The sequence below is a fragment of the Vibrio sp. 2134-1 genome (genome assembly GCF_033339495.1).
The window spans coordinates 1-612 of record NZ_JAWOUS010000636.1 but is presented as its reverse complement, the minus strand read 5'-3'; the positions used below and the strand labels follow the sequence as shown (position 1 = coordinate 612).

Here is a 612-nt window from a genome sequence, read left to right as displayed (position 1 = left end):
ATCACGTGATAACGCGCTTTGATGCCAAGATTAGCATCTGCGCCAGCACCGATTCTTTCCCCTGTCACATCTTTGAAAGCGTAATACTCGCTGTTGAAATCAGAGTCCTTATAACGGATGGTAAAAGATGGTTCGAACTCCCAATCACCCAGCTCGTAATTTGCTGCAATTCTGTAGTTTGAGTGGAACTGAAACTCGTCATCCGTCATCAATTCCACTTCAGCGCGCCAGTTTTCATTGAAGTCATACCGCAGTTGGCCACCAAAATCGACGCGATCACCTTCAAACGCGTTTTGAACGGATTTAGGAATGTCGACAAAACGAAGGCGCGTAATCGCGCTCACTCGCCAGTCAGAATCCTCTTCGTTAAACAGAAAAGCGCCGCCCTCGAGTCCGTTAATGTACAAATGTTCATTTTCAAAAAACATCATCGGCACGAAGGTGCTCACCGTAGAGTCATCGTTAGCAGTGTAAAAAGGAATCGAGGCCGTGCGATACATGGCGGCAATGCCCCACGTTTGCTCATCTGTTGCATAAGCCGTTGATACAGCCGCAGCGAGCGGAAGCATCATGGTGGCTTGTTTCAATCTCTTCATGGGTTTTAATCAAAGT

1 protein-coding gene is annotated in these 612 nt (G+C 47.2%); it reads right to left on the bottom strand.

Annotated features, from left to right (window positions below):
* On the bottom strand, nucleotides 1-572 hold a 572-nt coding region (locus tag R7R78_RS27670; protein WP_225474800.1), incomplete at its 3' end, for a MipA/OmpV family protein.
* Nucleotides 573-612 lie beyond the last annotated feature (40 nt).